Origin of the sequence: Stenotrophomonas sp. FR012, from assembly GCF_047520565.2 — a bacterium.
GTDB lineage: Bacteria > Pseudomonadota > Gammaproteobacteria > Xanthomonadales > Xanthomonadaceae > Stenotrophomonas > Stenotrophomonas sepilia.
The window spans coordinates 38,954-55,388 of the sequence record NZ_JAXBQL020000012.1; the positions used below are offsets into that span (position 1 = coordinate 38,954).

14 protein-coding genes and 1 other RNA gene are annotated in these 16,435 nt (G+C 66.2%); 8 read left to right on the forward strand and 7 right to left on the reverse strand.

The window, feature by feature from the left end; genetic code table 11:
- Positions 1 to 88 precede the first annotated feature (88 nt).
- From ACM0O9_RS16955 to ACM0O9_RS16970, 4 genes are all read left to right on the forward strand, one after another.
- Positions 89 to 1,312 carry an efflux RND transporter periplasmic adaptor subunit gene (locus ACM0O9_RS16955; protein ID WP_414604063.1) on the forward strand — a complete coding sequence of 408 codons (1,224 nt, stop codon included), beginning with the start codon at positions 89 to 91 and terminating at the stop codon, positions 1,310 to 1,312.
- Between the two features lie 127 nt (positions 1,313 to 1,439).
- Complete coding sequence (locus ACM0O9_RS16960) at positions 1,440 to 4,610, forward strand: efflux RND transporter permease subunit (protein ID WP_019338348.1); 3,171 nt, start codon at positions 1,440 to 1,442, stop codon at positions 4,608 to 4,610.
- 63 nt (positions 4,611 to 4,673) lie between these two features.
- Positions 4,674 to 5,411 carry an SDR family oxidoreductase gene (locus tag ACM0O9_RS16965; RefSeq protein ID WP_005416162.1) on the forward strand — a complete coding sequence of 246 codons (738 nt, stop codon included), beginning with the start codon at positions 4,674 to 4,676 and terminating at the stop codon, positions 5,409 to 5,411.
- Positions 5,405 to 6,826, forward strand: coding sequence for an efflux transporter outer membrane subunit (locus tag ACM0O9_RS16970; protein ID WP_414604064.1), 1,422 nt, complete (start codon positions 5,405 to 5,407; stop codon positions 6,824 to 6,826). The genes ACM0O9_RS16965 and ACM0O9_RS16970 overlap by 7 nt, the downstream gene beginning before the upstream one ends.
- 43 nt (positions 6,827 to 6,869) lie before the next feature.
- Here ACM0O9_RS16970 and ACM0O9_RS16975 read toward each other — a convergent pair whose 3' ends face one another.
- Positions 6,870 to 7,247: a VOC family protein gene (locus tag ACM0O9_RS16975; protein ID WP_005416164.1), complete on the reverse strand. Its 378-nt coding sequence runs from the start codon at positions 7,245 to 7,247 to the stop codon at positions 6,870 to 6,872.
- A 143-nt stretch (positions 7,248 to 7,390) separates the two neighbouring features.
- On the opposite strand from ACM0O9_RS16975, the gene ACM0O9_RS16980 reads away from it, so the two are divergent.
- Positions 7,391 to 7,654, forward strand: coding sequence for a hypothetical protein (locus ACM0O9_RS16980; protein WP_049414598.1), 264 nt, complete (start codon positions 7,391 to 7,393; stop codon positions 7,652 to 7,654).
- A gap of 19 nt (positions 7,655 to 7,673) precedes the next feature.
- Here the strand turns inward: ACM0O9_RS16980 and ACM0O9_RS16985 are convergent, their stop codons facing one another.
- From ACM0O9_RS16985 to hchA, 3 genes are all read right to left on the reverse strand, one after another.
- Positions 7,674 to 8,531 (reverse strand): endonuclease/exonuclease/phosphatase family protein, encoded by an 858-nt coding sequence (locus ACM0O9_RS16985; RefSeq protein ID WP_134955709.1) that lies wholly within the window; start codon positions 8,529 to 8,531, stop codon positions 7,674 to 7,676.
- 240 nt (positions 8,532 to 8,771) lie between these two features.
- On the reverse strand, positions 8,772 to 9,476 hold the full coding sequence (locus ACM0O9_RS16990) for a PA1136 family autoinducer-binding transcriptional regulator (RefSeq protein WP_111176665.1): 705 nt from the start codon (positions 9,474 to 9,476) through the stop codon (positions 8,772 to 8,774).
- Positions 9,477 to 9,480: 4 nt separating this feature from the next.
- The gene (hchA, locus tag ACM0O9_RS16995) at positions 9,481 to 10,353 is read right to left on the reverse strand and encodes a glyoxalase III HchA (RefSeq protein WP_235649967.1); all 873 of its coding nucleotides are present in this window, start codon (positions 10,351 to 10,353) and stop codon (positions 9,481 to 9,483) included.
- Between the two features lie 379 nt (positions 10,354 to 10,732).
- Here hchA and ACM0O9_RS17000 point away from each other — a divergent pair, with 379 nt between their 5' ends.
- Positions 10,733 to 11,956, forward strand: a complete 1,224-nt coding sequence (locus ACM0O9_RS17000; RefSeq protein WP_235649966.1) for a cytochrome P450 — start codon at positions 10,733 to 10,735, stop codon at positions 11,954 to 11,956.
- Between the two features lie 17 nt (positions 11,957 to 11,973).
- On the opposite strand, the gene ACM0O9_RS17005 is transcribed toward ACM0O9_RS17000, so the two are convergent.
- Positions 11,974 to 13,995 carry an esterase/lipase family protein gene (locus tag ACM0O9_RS17005; protein WP_235649965.1) on the reverse strand — a complete coding sequence of 674 codons (2,022 nt, stop codon included), beginning with the start codon at positions 13,993 to 13,995 and terminating at the stop codon, positions 11,974 to 11,976.
- 146 nt (positions 13,996 to 14,141) lie between these two features.
- On the opposite strand from ACM0O9_RS17005, the gene ACM0O9_RS17010 reads away from it, so the two are divergent.
- Positions 14,142 to 14,603, forward strand: coding sequence for a methyltransferase family protein (locus tag ACM0O9_RS17010; RefSeq protein ID WP_235649973.1), 462 nt, complete (start codon positions 14,142 to 14,144; stop codon positions 14,601 to 14,603).
- Positions 14,604 to 14,617: 14 nt separating this feature from the next.
- Here ACM0O9_RS17010 and ACM0O9_RS17015 read toward each other — a convergent pair whose 3' ends face one another.
- The gene (locus tag ACM0O9_RS17015; RefSeq protein ID WP_053499134.1) at positions 14,618 to 15,103 is read right to left on the reverse strand and encodes a hypothetical protein; all 486 of its coding nucleotides are present in this window, start codon (positions 15,101 to 15,103) and stop codon (positions 14,618 to 14,620) included.
- A gap of 158 nt (positions 15,104 to 15,261) precedes the next feature.
- Positions 15,262 to 15,615: a transfer-messenger RNA gene (gene ssrA, locus ACM0O9_RS17020) on the reverse strand.
- A gap of 221 nt (positions 15,616 to 15,836) precedes the next feature.
- Between ssrA and ACM0O9_RS17025 the strand changes: the two genes are divergently transcribed.
- Positions 15,837 to 16,409: a hypothetical protein gene (locus tag ACM0O9_RS17025; protein ID WP_235649964.1), complete on the forward strand. Its 573-nt coding sequence runs from the start codon at positions 15,837 to 15,839 to the stop codon at positions 16,407 to 16,409.
- Positions 16,410 to 16,435: the final 26 nt, after the last annotated feature.

A 16,435-nucleotide genomic window follows, 5' to 3' on the forward strand; every position in this document is an offset into this window, starting at 1 on the left:
CGACCATGGTTGAGGTCGCAGTATTCGCCGCCGATTTTTGCAACACGTTCCCATATAGCTGTACCACCCCTCCGTACGGATGCATGCCATGACTTCCCCCAATACCACCCCACATCGTTTCGGACATCGCATTGCGATGGCCGGCGTGTCGATCCTCGCCGCGGCCGTGCTTGCAGCCTGCAGCGGCGGCCATGCCGAAGAAGCCGGTGCACCGCCGCCGCCGCAGGTCAGCGCCGCGCCGGTACTGGTCAAGCAGGTCAGCCAGTGGGACGAGTTCAGTGGCCGCGTCGAAGCGGTGCAGAGCGTTGAACTGCGTCCGCGCGTGTCCGGTTACATCGACAAGGTCAACTACGTCGAAGGCCAGGAAGTGAAGAAGGGCGAAGTGCTCTTCACCATCGACGCGCGCAGTTACCAGGCCGAGTACGATCGGGCGGCCGCCGAACTGGCCCGCGCCCGTACCCAGGCCACGCTGGCCCGCAGCGAGTCCGAGCGCGCCAAGCGGCTGTCCGAGCAGCAGGCGATCTCCACCGAGACCGCCGAGCAGCGCCGTGCGGCTGCCGACCAGTCCGGCGCCGCCGTGCAGGCCGCGCAGGCAGCATTGGATGCAGCCCGCCTCAATCTTGAGTTCACCAAGGTACGGGCACCGATCGACGGCCGTGCCGGCCGCGCGATGGTCACCGCCGGCAACCTGGTCACCGCCGGCGACAGCGCCAGCGTGCTGACCACGCTGGTCTCGCTGGACACGGTGTTCGTCTACTTCGATGCTGACGAGAGCACCTTCCTGCGCTACGCCCAGATGGCACGCAAGGGCGAGCGCCCGAGCGAGCGTGACAGCGCGCTGCCGGTGAAGGTCGGCCTGTCCGGTGAAGAAGGCTACCCGCACACGGGCAAGGTCGACTTCCTCGACAACCAGGTGGCCCGCAGTACCGGGACCATCCGCGTCCGTGCGCTGCTGGACAACGCCGATCGCCAGTTCACGCCGGGCCTGTTCGCCCGCGTGCAGCTGCTTGGCAGCGGCCAGTTCCAGGCCCTGCTGATCGACGACAAGGCCGTGCTGACCGACCAGGACCGCAAGTACGTCTACGTGGTCGACAAGGATGGCAAGGCCCAGCGCCGCGACATCCAGCTTGGCCGCACCGCTGAAGGCCTGCGTATCGTCGAGCAAGGCCTGGCGGCAGGAGACAAGGTGATCATCGACGGCGTGCAGAAGGTCTTCATGCCGGGCATGCCGGTGCAGGCCAAGGCCGTGGCAATGCAGCCGCAGGCCGTGCCGGCACCGGGCCGCGATGCCACCGCCGCACTGGACCACTGATCCGCCGTCTCCTGATCCGCGTCCCCGCTTAGCTGCCGGCGCCAGCGGCAGCCTTCCCTGCCTTCGTCGTATCGGCGAGGGGCAGGGTGGCTGTTGCCCGCCGAACGCCTTTCCCAGGAATTCCTCCATGGACTTTTCCCGTTTCTTCATCGACAGGCCGATCTTCGCGGCGGTGCTGTCGATCGTGATCTTCGCCGCAGGCCTGATCACGATTCCAATCCTGCCGATCAGCGAGTACCCCGAAGTGGTGCCGCCGTCGGTGGTCGTGCGCACGGTCTATCCGGGCGCCAACCCCAAGGTCATTGCCGAGACCGTCGCCACACCGCTCGAAGAAGCCATCAACGGCGTCGAAGGCATGATGTACCTGAAGTCGGTGGCCGGCTCGGACGGCGTGCTGCAGATGACCGTCACCTTCCGCCCGGGCACCGACCCGGACGCGGCGGCGGTGAAGGTGCAGAACCGCGTGGCGCAGGCGCAGGCGCGCCTGCCCGAGGACGTGCGCCGGCAGGGCGTGACCACGCAGAAGCAGTCGCCGACCTTCCTGATGGTGGTGCACCTGACTTCGCCGCAAGGCAAGTACGACACCCTGTACCTGCGCAACTACGCGCGCCTGCACGTCAAGGATGCGCTGGCGCGTATTCCGGGCGTGGGTGACGCGCAGATCTTCGGTGGCGGCGACTACGCCATGCGTGCCTGGCTGGATCCGGACAAGGTGGCCTCGCGCGGCCTGACCGCCAGCGACGTGGTGCGTGCCATGCGCGAGCAGAACGTGCAGGTTTCGGCCGGCCAGCTCGGCGCCGAACCGCTGCCGGACAGCAAGTTCCTGACCCTGATCAATGCCCAGGGCCGGCTGAAGACCGAAAAGGAATTCGGCGACATCGTGCTCAAGAGCGGCACCGATGGCGAGATCGTGCGCCTGTCCGACGTGGCCCGCCTGGAACTGGGTGCGGGCGACTACACCCTGCGCTCGCAGCTGGACGGCAAGAACGCGGTGGGTATCGGTATCTTCCAGTCGCCGGGTGCCAACGCGCTGGAAATCCGCGATCAGGTCATCTCGACGATGGACGAGATGCAGAAGACCATGCCGGCCGATGTGAAGTACGAAGCGGTGTATGACACCACCATCTTCGTGCGCGACTCGATCAAGGCCGTGGTCTCCACGCTGCTGGAAGCGATCGCCCTGGTGGTGCTGGTCGTGATCCTGTTCCTGCAGACCTGGCGTGCGTCGATCATTCCGTTGATCGCGGTGCCGGTGTCGGTGGTGGGTACGTTCGCCGCGCTGTACCTGCTGGGCTTCTCGATCAATACGCTGAGCCTGTTCGGCCTGGTTCTGGCGATCGGCATCGTGGTCGACGACGCGATCGTGGTGGTGGAGAACGTCGAGCGCAACATCGAGGAAGGCCTGTCGCCCACCGCGGCGGCACACCAGGCCATGCGCGAGGTGTCCGGCCCGATCGTGGCGATCGCGCTGGTGCTGTGTGCAGTGTTCGTGCCGATGGCGTTCCTGTCCGGTGTCACCGGCCAGTTCTACAAGCAGTTCGCGGTCACCATCGCCATTTCCACGGTGATCTCGGCGATCAACTCGCTGACCCTGTCGCCGGCCCTGGCCGCGCGCCTGCTGAAGGCCCATGGTGCACCGAAGGACGGCCCGAGCCGCCTGATCGACCGCCTGTTCGGCTGGGTGTTCCGTCCGTTCAACCGCTTCTTCAAGTCCAGCTCGGAGAAATACGAGCGTGGCGTGGCCCGCATCCTCGGCCGCCGCGGTGCGGTGTTCGTGGTCTACGCGATCCTGCTGGTCGGTACCGGCGTGATCTTCAAGCTGGTGCCGCCGGGCTTCATTCCGACCCAGGACAAGCTGTATCTGATCGCCGGTGTGAAGCTGCCGGAAGGTTCGTCGATCGCCCGCACCGATGAAATGCTGCGCAAGGTCGCCAAGATCGCCCAGGAAACCGATGGCGTCGCTCACACCATCTCGTTCCCCGGTCTGAACGCGCTGCAGTTCACCAATACGCCGAACACCGGTGTGGCGTTCATCCCGCTCAAGCCGTTCGCCGAGCGCCATGGCCGCACCGCGGCGCAGATCAATGCCGAGATCAACCAGAAGATTGCCGGCCTGCAGGAAGGCTTCGCGTTCGCGATGATGCCGCCGCCGATCCTCGGCCTGGGCAATGGCAACGGCTACCAGATGTTCATCGAGGACCGTGGCAACCTGGGTTACGGCGCGCTGCAGAATGCAGTGCAGGCCATGCAGGGCACCGTCGCGCAGACCCCGGGCATGGCCTTCCCGATTTCCAGCTACCAGGCCAACGTGCCGCAGCTCGATGCCGAGGTGGACCGCGTCAAGGCCAAGGCACAGGGCGTGCAGCTCACCGAGCTGTTCGACACGTTGCAGACCTACCTGGGTTCGGCCTACGTCAACGACTTCAACCAGTTCGGCCGCACCTGGCAGGTGATCGCCCAGGCCGATGGTCCGTACCGCGAGACGGTCGAGGACATCGGCAAGCTGCGTACCCGCAACGACCGCGGCGAGATGGTGCCGATCGGTTCGATGGTCACCATCAAGCAGACCTTCGGCCCGGACCCGGTGCTGCGCTTCAATGGCTATCCGGCGGCTGACCTGGCCGGTGAAGCCGACCCGCGCCTGCTGTCCTCCGCCGAGGCGATGAACAAGCTGACCGAGATCGCCGGCAAGGTGCTGCCGGTGGGCATGACCACCGAATGGACCGACCTGAGCTACCAGCAGGCAACCCAGGGCAAGGCCGCCTTCATCGTGTTCCCGGTGGCGATCATGCTGGCCTTCCTGGTGCTGGCCGCGCTGTACGAGAGCTGGTCGCTGCCGCTGGCGGTGATCCTGATCGTGCCGATGACCCTGCTGTCCGCGCTGTTCGGCGTGTGGTTGACCGGTGGTGACAACAACGTGTTCGTGCAGGTCGGCCTGGTGGTGCTGATGGGCCTGGCGTGCAAGAACGCGATCCTGATCGTCGAGTTCGCCAGAGAGCTGGAGATGGGCGGCAAGGGCATCGTTGAAGCGGCATTGGAAGCCTGCCGCCTGCGTCTGCGCCCGATCGTGATGACCTCCATCGCGTTCATCGCCGGCACCGTGCCGCTGGTGTTGTCGCACGGTGCAGGCGCCGAAGTGCGCTCGGTGACCGGTATCACCGTGTTCGCCGGCATGTTGGGCGTGACCCTGTTCGGCCTGTTCCTTACCCCGGTGTTCTACGTGGCCCTGCGCAAGTTCGTCACCCGCAACGGTGGTGGACAGCTGGTGCAGCACGGCGAGCCGACCATCCACCACTGATATGGAACTCCGCCGCCGGTCGTTGGCCGGCGGCCACTCTTCCCACAGACAAGGCATGCATCCATGAACACCCATCAGAACAAGATCGCGCTGGTCACCGGCGCCACCCGTGGCATCGGCCTGGAAACTGTGCGCCAGCTGGCCCAGGCTGGCGTGCACACGCTGCTGGCCGGTCGCAAGCGTGAGACCGCCGTGGAGCTGGCACTGAAGCTGCAGGCTGAAGGCCTGCCGGTCGAAGCCCTGCAACTGGACGTGACCGACGCGGCCAGCATCGCCGAAGCGGTCGAGCAGGTGCGCCAGCGCCATGGTCGTCTCGACATCCTGGTCAACAACGCCGGCATCATGATCGAGAACCCGGCGCAGGCACCGTCGGAACAGTCACTCGATACCTGGAAGCGCACTTTCGACACCAACGTGTATGCGCTGGTGGCGGTCACCCAGGCCTTCCTGCCGCTGGTCAAGCAGGCCAAGTCCGGGCGCATCGTCAACGTATCGAGCATGCTCGGCTCGCAGACCCTGCACGCCGACCCGGCGTCGGGCATCTACGATTTCAAGATCCCGGCCTACAATGCCTCCAAGGCGGCGGTGAACAGCTGGACCTTGAGTCTGGCCTACGAACTGCGCAATACCCCGATCAAGGTCAACACCGTGCATCCGGGTTACGTGAAGACCGACATGAACGGCGGCAACGGCGAAATCGAAATCAGCGAAGGCGCACGTTCCAGCGTGGAAATGGCGTTGATCGGTGAATCCGGCGCCAGCGGCAGCTTCACCTACCTGGGCGAGGTGCTGCCATGGTGATCCGCACGTTGGCGGTGGCCGTCTCCAGCCTGGTGCTGGCAGGCTGTGTCAGCGTCGGCCCCAACTACAAGGCGCCGATGCAGGAGCCGGTGGTCCTCCAGAGCGCACAGCAGCCGGTGTTCAGTACCGCTTCGCCGGTCGCCAGCTGGTGGGCGCAGTTCGATGATCCGGTGCTGGAACAGCTGGTGCACGGCGCACTGTCGGACAACCTGGACCTTCGCGTGGCCGTGGCCCGCGTCAGCCAGGCCCGCGCGGTGTTCGTGGAAAGCCGCCTCGACCAGGCTCCGCACGTCACCGCTGGCGGCAGCTATGACCGCCGCAAGCAACCCGATCCGCAGCTGGGTGGGCAGCGGGTGTTCAGTGAAAGCTACCAGCTCGGCTTCGACGCCGGCTGGGAGCTGGATCTGTTCGGCCGCAAGCGCCGTGCCGCTGAAGCCGCACGCGCCGACCTCGGTGCCGAGCAGGCCAACCTGGCCGATGCGCAGGTCCTGATCGCCGCTGAAGTGGCACGCAACTACTTCGAGCTGCGTGGTACGCAGAAGCGCATCGCGGTGGCCCAGCACACGCTGGAAAACCTGCGCGATACGCAGAAGCTGACCGAGGCGCGCTGGCAGCTGGGCGCAGGCAGCGAGCTGGATGTGCAGAGCAGCCGTGCACGGCTGAAGGCGATCGAGGCTGACATCCCGTTGCTGGAAGTGGCCGAGGCGCAGTCGCGCAACCGGCTGGCCGTGCTGCTCGGCCAGCGCCCGGAAGTGCTGACTGACATGCTCGCGCCGCACGACGTACCGGCCTTCGCCAAGGCACTGCCGCTGGGCGATACCCGCGAACTGCTGCGCCAGCGTGCCGACGTGCGCGTGGCCGAGCGTCGCCTGGCGGCTGCGACCGCACGCGTGGGCGTGGCCACGGCGGACCTGTTCCCGCGGTTGTCGCTGTCCGGCTTCGTCGGGTTCCTCGGTGGCGATGCCAGCGGCCTGGTCAATGGCAACAACAAGGCCTGGTCGCTGACCCCATCGCTGAGCTGGGCGGCATTCGACTTCGGCACCGTGCGTGCACGCCTGCGTGCCAGCAAGGCTGAAGCCGAAGGCGTGGCCGCGCAATATGAGCAGGCGGTACTGCTGGCCCTGGAAGACACCGAGAACGCACTGACCCGCTATTCCAAGCAGCAGGCACGGTTGGCGATCGTGGTCGAGCAGGCGCAGGCGGCACGGCGTGCCGAATCGCTGGCGCAGATCCGCTATCGCGAGGGCTCGGAGGACTTCCTGACCCTGCTGGATGCGCAGCGCACGCAGCTGGCAGCCGATGATGCGTTGGCGGCGGCCGAGTCCGAGGTCAACGTCAGCGTGGTGGGCGTGTACAAGGCGCTGGGCGGCTGGGGGCAATCACCGCAGCAACCGAGCGTGGCGCAGGTGCCCTGACGCCGGGGGGGACGGAGGCCGTGGCGTCCGTCCCTTTGCTCTTTCAGGGCCACTGATTGGCCGGCACCTCGCGCTCGCGCATGCGCACGATGCAGAAGCGATGGCCGGTCGGTGCTTCCATCACCCACCAGCGCTTGACGAAGCCTATCCGTCGTGCGCCGAGCTTCTCCAGGCGGTCGGCCTCGGCATCGATGTCGTCGCTCTCGATGTCCAGATGCACCCGTGACGGGTGATCGACCCGCTGGACTTCAACGTCCAGGCCCGCCGGTGCGCCCAGCAGGTCGGCATACTCGGCGCCCCCTTCGGCACGCGCCGCCTGTGCCTGCAGACCGAGCGCGGCGGCCCAGAAACGGGCGCCTTCGTCGGCGGGAAGGTCCTGGCAGTCGATGATGAATCCAGCCAGCCGGCTCTGGTGTGCCATGTGCTGCTCCGCAGGTTCGAGGGGTACGCGGCAGGGTAGCGCGGTGCATTTCGCGTACGTCTTCACCTTGGTGACGTTTCTGACTCTGCCGGATTGCGGGCTCGCCGTGTAACTAGTGGGTCAGGCACTCGGGAGGACAGGCAATGGCGGACGGAAGGCGGGATACCCAACGGATGTTGTTCGGCGATCCGGGTCCACCGGGTGCGGGTCTGTCAGTGGCGGTCGTGGTGCTGCTGGTGCTGGCGACGATGGCCGCAGCGGTCGGTTTCCTGCGCCTGCAGGATTCGATGCTGGGGCTGGGCCTGATCGGCGTCGCCGTGTTCCTGGCGATAGGGGCCCGCATCTGCCAGGCGCGCGATCAGCATCAGGCCCTGTATCGCCTGCTGTCGCGGCAGCCGCCGCTGTAGCTGCGGCTGCCGTGCGGGGTCAGTGCTTCGGCCAGTCCAGTTCGACCACCAGCGGGAAATGATCCGATGGCAGCACGCCATCGATGCGGCGGTCATCGGTCAGGAAGCTGCGCGCGTGGAAACCGCGCACCAGCACCCAGTCCAGCTGCGCGGTGGCCTTGCCAGTGAAATCGTGGAAGGTCAGTCGCGGGCCCTGCGGTGTCTTCACCTGGGCACGGGTGTCGTGCAGTACGCGGGTGAATGCCTTGTAGGTGTCGCCGCCGGGTTCGCTGTTGAAGTCACCGGTCAGCACCACCGGCAGGTCGGCCGCCAGGCCGGCCACGCGCCTGCCGATCAGCTCGGCACCCTTCACCCGGCGTGGTTCGTCCTCGTCGCGGTAGGGCAGGTGGGTATCCATGAAATAGAAGCGTCGGCCGTCATCGATGCGGCGGAACAGCGCCCAGGTGACCATGCGTGGATACAGGTTGCCCCAGGTAATGCTGCCGGGCACATCGGGCGTATCAGACAGCCAGAAGTTGCCTGATTCCTCGATCGCCAGCACCTTGCTGTCGTAGAACACGCCCATGTGCTCGTCGCCGCTGCCGCCGCGGCGGCCCTCGCCGAACCAGCGGTATCCGGGCAGGTGCTGGGCAAGGTAATCGGCCTGCTCCTGCACCAGCTCCTGGGTACCGATCACCGCTGGGTGCGCGTCGAGGATGACCTTCACCATCGCATCGCGACGGTCGGGCCAGCGCTTGCCGGGTTCGGTATCGGCCGGGGTGCGCACATTGAACGACATCACCTTCAACGGCGCAGGGGCTGCGGCCCAGGCGCTGGTCAGAGGCAGGGCAAGCGCCAGCAGCGCAGACAGCGCGGGGCGACGGAAACGCGACAACATCGTGGAATCCCTCCATTCCATGAAAACGGTTTCACAGAGCATGCCACGAATGCGAGGGCAGCGTTATGCAGGGATGGGTGGCTCGCGGATGCCGGGCGGGCGATGAACGCCCCGCCCGGTGGACCGCGCACCGGCGATCACGGGTCGTAGCTCATCCCGTCGCCTGCCTTCTGCAATCGCGCAGATGCACAGGGCGTATGCCGCACGCTGATCAGGCAGCAGGAAGTGCCTCCATCCTGATCAATCTTCAATCTCGCCACGGCGGCCTGCCGCGCGCACTGCCTGCGCGGTGGTGGCCACGCCCAGTCGTTGCCGCGCTCGCCGCAGGTGGTTCTCAACGGTGCGCGCAGACAGACCCAGCGTGGCCGCTATCTCTGCCTGGCGCCGTCCAGCGGCGACCCAGCGCAGCACCTCGCGTTCGCGTGCGCTCAGCGCGCCCGCGCGGATGTCGGCCGGCGCTTCGGCAAGCCGCCGCGCCGCGCGGAAGACTGACGTGCCGACCATTTCAAGCAGCAGGCGCGCGCTGGCGGACGCATCAATCGAGGTGCCGGCGAAACTGACCGCACCCTCCAGACCGGTCGGGCCGAACACCGGCACCTGCAACCCATGCAGGCCATCGCCGCGAGGCTGCTTCACCACCTGGTAGCGCTCGCCACGCACACCGTGGCGCTTGCTCCAGAAGAACGGCGCATTGCTGTCCAGCACATGGCGGTTGACCGGACAGGCGTGCAGGTAGCGGGCGAGTCCGCTATCGCTGCCGTCGCCGAACCAGTCACCTTCAATCCAGTACACACGCTGTGCGTCGCGCTCCAGCCCGGTTCCGGTGGCAAACACCAACAGGCGGTCGTAGCCCAATGGTGAGGCGGCGGCGCGCAGCACGCCGCCCACCGCCGGCAATGACCGCGCCTGTTCCAGTTCCAGCAGCGCGGGCACCAGCGCAGGCATTGGCTCAGCGCCCCGCCAGCGCATCGAGCAGCGTACGCGCGGCCAGCTTGCCCAACGCGTTGCCGGCCAGCGGACTGTCGCCGGTCAGCAGCAGGCGATCCTGCAGTACGCTGCCATCGATGCCCTCATTGACGATCTGCACCCCCTGCTGGGCCAGCCGTTCACCGAAGAACCAACGCAGCTGCCCGGGCATGTAGCCGATCCCCGGTGTCTGCCGGTCCATTGCGTCGGGGAAGGCACAGATGCGGTAGCCACGGAACAGCGAGGCACCCTCGGCGTCGTCGACGCCCGCCGCCAGCAGCGCCGCCGGGCCATGGCAGAGGGTGATGATGTGGCGCTGCTCGGCCATGGCCCATTGCAGCGCGGCCTTCACCGCCGCGCTCTCCGGCAGGCCGATCAACGCGCCGTGCCCACCGGGAATGAAGACGGCGGCGTAGTCCGAATCGGCGCCCAGGCCGGCCACCACCTGGTCCAGCTGCAACGGCTGGCGGAAGCGTTCCTGGTAGCGTTCGTACAGGGCGCCGATCTCGCTGTCCTCGTGTGGGAAGGCCCACCATTCGAACTTGACCGGGTTGCCGGACAGCGTCGCCACGTCGATGTCGAAGCCGGCCTTGTCCAGGTGGTACATCGGCAGCAGGGTTTCCACCGGATGGTTGCCGGTGGAGAACAGGTGGCCATTGGCGGTCGGCAGATAGCGCTCGTCGGCGGCGATCATCAGCACCTTCCAGCGGCCATCGCGGCGCGCATCCGGATAGTCGGCGCCGGACAGGTCGCTCTTGGGCGAGGTGAACTGCGAGAGCGAATACGGCGACGGGAAGAAGGCATCGCGCTCGGCCGGATCGGGGCTGGGCTGGCGGCTGGGCTCTTGCGTGTTCATGCAGACCTCCGTTGGGGGAAAGTGAGCCCAGCATAGGAGGCCGGATGCGCAGGCGCGATGAGGGATTCCCCTCAATCGGCCGCAACCAGGATGCTGCAGTGCGCCACCCGGCCGGTTGGACAGCGGGATTATGTCGTGTTATCTAGCCGGTGCCGGGATAATCCCGGCATAACCACACAGCAAGCAAAGGAATGAAAATGAAAAGATTCGCCCGAGCATTGCGCGTCACTCTGAATATTCATCCGAACGAAAAGAGCAGCGTGTGGAATACCTGGCCTCTGTGGGTCGAATTCTGATCCTGCGGGCCAAACCCGCGATTGAGCGGTAGCAAGACGAAGGGACTCGTCTTTCGAGTCCCTTCCTGCCGGAGACGCACTGCATGCAAGGGATGTCGAATGAAGGCAGCGCCATTGCTGCCGAGCGCCTGGCTGCGCGCGTGGAGCGCGAAGGGCCTGTGCTGAAACTGGAAACCGGCGGTATCGGGGTGTTCTGCCCGGAACTGGCCGGCAAGGTCGACAAGGAGAATTCCGAGCACCTGTTCGTGGTCGAGTCGCTGGCCGACCTGTTCCGCCGGCACGAACGCGTGCGCTGGACCGAAGTGCGCAGCCTGATTGCCACGCGCAGTGCTGAACTCACCAGTGCACAGACTCTGGAGGCGTTGCAGTCGCGCATGCGGCAGGCATTGGACGCACTGTGCGGGCGCGAGCTGGATGCCACGCCAGCCGTGTGGAAGGTGATGGCGCATCCGCTGGTGCCACTGGTGATCGATGGGCTCGACGCGCGCGGCACTGCGGCCATCGAACGCGCCCTGCATCTGCGCTACACCACCCAGGTCGAGCAGGTCATCCATCGGCGCCACCTGCTGCGCAACTTCCTCATCGGCCGTGCCGAATCACGGGCGATCGCCGCCGAACTCAAGCGCCGGGTCCGCAGCGGACGTTCGGCGCTGGACTACGCGCAGTCATTGCTGAGCCTGCGAGAGCGCATCGGCCTGGACAAGGTCACCTACTTGGTCACCGTGCAGCTGATCGCCATTTCCGGCGTGCCCGGCATGATGGCCGCCTGCCTGCTGTTGGCGATGCAGATGCATCCACACTGGCGCCAGCGCATCGAGGAGGAATTCGCGCCGCTCTCGGATGCGGAGATCCATGCGCTGCCGATGGCCAGGATTCCCTGCACGATGCGCTTCCTGAAGGAAGTGATGCGGCTGTACTCCACGCCCTTCAACAACCGCCGGGTGGCCGCCTGCGATCTGCAGGTGGAAGGGCAGGCCATCGCCGAAGGCACAGTGTTCGAGTTGAGTTCGTTCATCCAGCACCGCTCGGCGAAGTACTGGGATGACCCGCTGCAGTTCGATCCCGATCGCTGGTTGCCCGAACGGCGCAAGCGTACCGCCGGCATCTATGTGCCTTATGGCTTCCCCACGCGTTCCTGCGTGGGATCGGCGGTCGGCAATGCACAGCTGGTACTGCTGTGCGCGCTGCTGGCACGCGAGTTCCGCTTCACCCCCAGCGCCGACTATCGGCCCGAGGTGCGCATGGAGGGCTTTGCGATTCCGGCGGCGCTGCATGGCACGTTCTCGCGGCGCACGGCCGGTGCCTGATCTGTCGGGACGGCGGCTTACTTTCCCGTTCGCCCGTGTGCCTGCATGTCCTCATGCAGGATCCGCCGCAGCTCGACGATGGCCGGCGTAGCTTCCTGCACGCTGTGTCCGGACACGATCACCTTCTCCGAATCCGCGTGCGGCAGGTGCGAACTCCAGTAGGGCACCAGCCCGTCATCAGTCTTCTCAAGTGGGCCATCGGCCTTGGCGCGGGCGATGATCGAGTGGTAGTGCACCTTCGGTGACATCGGCAGGTCAGCCACGGCGCGGACGAACGGGTCGTCCTTGTCCAGGTTCTGGATGCTGTTCATCTGGTAGCCGTGCTTGCCGTCATTGCGGTCGATCTGGCCGTCGTTGGCGATGGTGGCGACGTCTTCCAGCACGGTCAGTGGCAACCGCACCAGCCGGCCGATCCACCGGCCGAGGCGGGTGCCCGCCACGTCGGTACCGCGATGCGGCGTGGCGATGAACACCACGCGGGACACTTCCGGTTCTGGCAGGAAGGTCAGCACCGGTGCGCCTTTGGTGCGCAGCAGTTCGCGCTGGGCGGGCGTCATCTGCGCGGTGGCCAGCAGGGTGTCGACCAGGTGGTCGCCGGAGGAGGAGATCATCAACCGTGCGATCACCCCGCCCATGCTGTGCCCCACCAGCACCATGTCATGCGAGGCCTGCGCCTTGCCGCTGGGGTCGAAGTGCTTGAACACTTCAGTCAGCGTGTGGCGCATCGCATCGTGGCTCATCGCGATGGGCATGTTGGTCGGGTAATAGAACTGCCAGACCTGGAACTCCCGGCGGATCTCGTCGTCGCGCAGCAGTTCGTTGGCCACGTTGACCCAGGCTTCCGGACTGCTGGCCAGGCCGTGGATCATCAGCAGCACGCGGCGGTTCGGGTCGTAGGGCTGCATCATGTACAGATGCGGCGTGTCGATGCCGCCCTTGCCACCGAACAGCGTGCGCAACGACTGTCGGCTGAAGTTGGAGCGGGCCAGCCACAGCGCATAGCCGGCAGTGAAGTTGGCCGCCAGTGGCACCTGCTGGCCGTGCAGGGTCACTTCCGAAACCTGGTAGGGATCGTGGATCTCCAGCTCCGGCTCGTCATCGTGCAGCACCTCCCACAGGTTGTTCCCCGAGAAGCGCAGCAGCACCGTCATCGATGGCGAGGGCATCTCGCTCCAGCTCTGCGTGGCCGAAGTGCTGGCCTGCGTTGCCTGCGCCGCTGCCCGAGGCGTGGTGGCCGTGCTGCCGGCCGGGTCGTCCATCACCGCCACCAGCTCGGCACCGAAGCCATCGCGGCGATGCACGCTGCGCAGCGTACCGGTGAACGACAGCGAGGCGGCGGGTACCAGCTCGCTGGGGGTACGCTGGTCCAGCGCCGATGCTTGGTCTGAAGGGGCCAGCACGAAGGTCCAGCGGCCCAGCTGGAAATGGCTGGCCTGGCCGTGCACGCGGCCGGTGGCATACGCGTTGTACAGCTGCACCGAGGCTTCCTGCACCGCCAGGTTGTAGTAGTCGCGCACCTGGGTCTGGCGGTCTTCGAAACCACGCTGGTTGGCGGTGCGCTCGGTGAAGAACAGATAGGCATAGGCCTGGCGCGCGACCTGCATCCACGCATCGAGGCGTGGCTGGAAGTCGGCATCCAGCTCGGTGACTGCGGTCTTGGCGCGGCCGGATGCCGAGTACTCGCGCTTTGGCGCCGGCAGGGTCATCGCATACTGCAGCCACAACTCGGCCAGGCTGGAGCGCTTGTCTTCCTCGCGCACCACGATGCTGCTTTCCATGGCCTCGATGCAGGGCAGGCCGGGCTTGGCACAGACGCCCTCATCGAGCCCGGCCACGCGCAGGGTCTCAATGGTCGCCGCGCTGAGCTTGCCGGAGGTCAGGATGTCACCGCGCTTGAGCGCGATGTACTGGCCGGGCGTGACCGAGGCAACCTGCACCGACGGCCCGAACTGGCGCAGCGTCGCGCAGCCGCCCAGGGTGAGCAGCACGGTGATGATGAGGGTCGTGCGGCCGATGAAGCCCAAGCCCGTGGTAGCCATGCGATCCTCCTGCGCGGTGGCGCCACTCTAGCGGCCGGCCTGTCAAAGCGGAATAGACCTGACGGTCGGTTTGCGCCTGGCCGCTTGGGGCGATTCAGCCATTTCCGTGTGACACTGCGGCGAATGGAAAGGACACGGTGATCGCGATGGCCTGGCTGGAAACCCGCATTCCCCCGCCCGTGGTAATGCTGCTGTTCGCCGCTGCGGGCTTTGCAGCACGCTGGCTGTGGCAGGGTTTGCACCTTCGGGTACCGATGCCTGTTCTGCTGGCCGGGGTGACGGTGACGTTGGGTGTCGTGCTCAACCTGCTGCCCAAGGTCTCTTTCCGGCGCGCCGGTACCACCGTCAATCCTCTGCGACCTTCGGCGTCGAGCGCGCTGGTTACCAGCGGAATCTACCGCCGCACCCGAAATCCGATGTATCTCGGCCAGGCGCTGGTCCTGTTTGGTGCCATGGTGTACCTGCAGAACCTGATCGCGCTGCTGGTGGTGCCGCTGTTCGTGGCGTACATCACTTGGCTGCAGATCTTGCCGGAGGAGCGGGCACTGATGGCCCGCTTTCCCGAGGCGTACGCGCAGTACCGTCATCGCGTGCCACGCTGGCTGTAGCGTCGGCTACGCCATCAGTGGCTGATCTGGCACTTCACCGCCGCCGAATAGCCCTCGTAGTCGTCGCCTGCGATCACGTGCAGGGTGTGGTGCTTGTCGATGCGCTTCACGTACGAAGGTTCTTCGGTATTGGCATGCTCGTTGACCTCGGTCACCGACCAGTCCCTGGCCAGGCGCTTGGCGTCGACACCGTTCAGGTACACGAAGAGGCCTTTCTCGCCTTCGGCCACAGTCACATCGGCACTGTTGACCGTGCCGCCAAACAGCGCGACCGGCTTGTCCTCCGGCTCGAAGGTGCCGCCCGGCTTCTTGGCCAGGCCGGCCGCCTGCAGGGCATCGATGGCGTCGGCCGCACTGAAATCCGAGCCCGCCTTGCAGGCCAGCAGCGCTTCCAGCGTGGCGGTGCCGGGCGGCGCGATGGCCGGGGCTGCGGCGTGCGTGGCTGGGGCGGCGGCGAGCGCGGTGAGGAACAGGGCGAGCGTGGTTGTGGCGATTTTCATTGCAGATCCTTCTGGCGGTCGCGGATGGAGGAACTGTTGTGTTGGCGGTGTCATCCCGATTATGCGCCACACGTCCTGCGCGACGTGCAGGCACAAAAAAGCCGGAACCCCAGTTGACGGGAGATCCGGCTTCTTGCGGCCTCGACAGGCCATACAGATGGTGGAGGTGGGCGGAATTGAACCGCCGTCCGAAGGCACTCCATCCCCAGCACTACATGCTTAGCTCACCGTTGGATCTCGTCCCCGAACAGCACGGTGCGCAAAGCGCATCCGGGAACCAGCCTGTTGTGTTCTAGTGCCGGACTGACAGGCAGCCGTCCAGCGCGATTCCATGATAGTGACTCTACACCGCGAGCATGGACACAAGCGGTTTCGAGGCTTAGGCCTTAAGCGGCCAGAGCGTAGTTGTCGTCGTTGGCAACTAGAGTTTTGCAGCTGGATTTACGAGGAAAGCTACCCCCTCGGCATGCGCCAGGCGACTTCACAACCCCCGTCGAAACCAATGCACCCCCGGTTTCTTCAAGTTCTGCAAGGTACAAGGCCTGCTTTCGTGTCGCCACGGCCAGTGCCTGCCCAACGCTGCCAATGCTACGCCAAAACAGCTGAACAGTCACCGGGGCAATCCACAACATGTTGTAGAGCCAGCGGCATAGCGGATTGGTAACGTCATGGGCACGAATTTGCGACACACTGAAGACGACCATCCGAGCCAGGACAGACACGGAGACTGTGGGTGACCGAGGCAAGCCAACAACGCAGCCTGCGACAGCTGGTCGGACCCGTCGGGGCCGACTACCAGCGACGGGCATTGCCCCCTGGCTGGGTCTGGGCCGTGCTGGGCGCGCTGCTGGCGGCCACCTGCCTGACCGAACTGCCGGCCACAGCGGCCGCAGCACTGGTCGCCAGTGCGGTGGTGGTGCACTGGTCGCAGCGCGGTCGCATCCATTGGCTGGGCTGGCGCCTGCCGGGCCTGGCGGTGTTGGCGGCCCTGCTGTGGGGGCCGGAAGTGCTGTCGCAGTGGTTCGAGCACGGGCTGGCCGTGGTCCTGATGTCGCTGGCCAGCCTCAGCATCGGCGTGCATGTGTGGCAGTCGCGGCAGATGGCGCAGCAGCTCCAGGGCGCGGCCGATTCGATGGATGACGCCCAGTTGCTGGCCCTGCTGCCGGCCGACGCAGCCCAGCTGGCGCAGCGGTGGCGCGCCGGCGATGACCGGCATGCGCCCGAACTGGCGGTGGTGATGCATCTGGCTGTGATGCAGGCCGCGCTGGCACCGCGCATGCGCGGGCAGGGCGTGCTGGCGGGGTGACCGGCAGGCAACTCCAGCGCCGACAC

Excerpts from the sequence above, each read along its gene's own strand:
- ACM0O9_RS16955 (WP_414604063.1), top strand. The coding sequence starts at position 89 with ATGACTTCCCCCAATACCACCCCACATCGTTTCGGACATCGCATTGCG.
- ACM0O9_RS16960 (WP_019338348.1), top strand. The coding sequence starts at position 1,440 with ATGGACTTTTCCCGTTTCTTCATCGACAGGCCGATCTTCGCGGCGGTG.
- ACM0O9_RS16965 (WP_005416162.1), top strand. The coding sequence starts at position 4,674 with ATGAACACCCATCAGAACAAGATCGCGCTGGTCACCGGCGCCACCCGT.
- ACM0O9_RS16970 (WP_414604064.1), top strand. The coding sequence starts at position 5,405 with ATGGTGATCCGCACGTTGGCGGTGGCCGTCTCCAGCCTGGTGCTGGCA.
- ACM0O9_RS16975 (WP_005416164.1), bottom strand. The coding sequence starts at position 7,247 with ATGGCACACCAGAGCCGGCTGGCTGGATTCATCATCGACTGCCAGGAC.
- ACM0O9_RS16980 (WP_049414598.1), top strand. The coding sequence starts at position 7,391 with ATGGCGGACGGAAGGCGGGATACCCAACGGATGTTGTTCGGCGATCCG.
- ACM0O9_RS16985 (WP_134955709.1), bottom strand. The coding sequence starts at position 8,531 with ATGTTGTCGCGTTTCCGTCGCCCCGCGCTGTCTGCGCTGCTGGCGCTT.
- ACM0O9_RS16990 (WP_111176665.1), bottom strand. The coding sequence starts at position 9,476 with ATGCCTGCGCTGGTGCCCGCGCTGCTGGAACTGGAACAGGCGCGGTCA.
- hchA (WP_235649967.1), bottom strand. The coding sequence starts at position 10,353 with ATGAACACGCAAGAGCCCAGCCGCCAGCCCAGCCCCGATCCGGCCGAG.
- ACM0O9_RS17000 (WP_235649966.1), top strand. The coding sequence starts at position 10,733 with ATGCAAGGGATGTCGAATGAAGGCAGCGCCATTGCTGCCGAGCGCCTG.
- ACM0O9_RS17005 (WP_235649965.1), bottom strand. The coding sequence starts at position 13,995 with ATGGCTACCACGGGCTTGGGCTTCATCGGCCGCACGACCCTCATCATC.
- ACM0O9_RS17010 (WP_235649973.1), top strand. The coding sequence starts at position 14,142 with ATGGCCTGGCTGGAAACCCGCATTCCCCCGCCCGTGGTAATGCTGCTG.
- ACM0O9_RS17015 (WP_053499134.1), bottom strand. The coding sequence starts at position 15,103 with ATGAAAATCGCCACAACCACGCTCGCCCTGTTCCTCACCGCGCTCGCC.